This is a genomic window from Cobetia sp. SIMBA_158 (genome assembly GCF_046566945.1).
GTDB lineage: Bacteria > Pseudomonadota > Gammaproteobacteria > Pseudomonadales > Halomonadaceae > Cobetia > Cobetia amphilecti.
In genome coordinates, this window is sequence record NZ_JAWJYL010001012.1 from 1 (window position 1) to 239 (window position 239).

General features: G+C 36.4%; 1 protein-coding gene. It reads right to left on the reverse strand.

From position 1 onward, the window contains the following. Window positions 1-239: hypothetical protein (locus tag R2R70_RS22855; RefSeq protein WP_410979325.1), on the reverse strand; the 239-nt coding region annotated here is incomplete at both ends.

Consider the following 239-nt stretch of genomic DNA (forward strand, 5'->3'; position numbering starts at 1 on the left):
TCAAGACGGGCTATGTCATTATTAATGCTGTTATCATTTTTCTTTTTTATAAAAGTGTCACTGTTTGTCTGGCGTCCATAGTCTCCCAGTAATTGCTGAACAGTATTGATAAAAGTTGATTTACCATTACGGCCATTTCCGAACAGGAAGAACATAACTTGTTCAGACGTATCACCCGTTAATGCATAGCCAATGGCCTTTTGCATAAAATTAATAATTTCATAGTTGGGTTGGCCTTT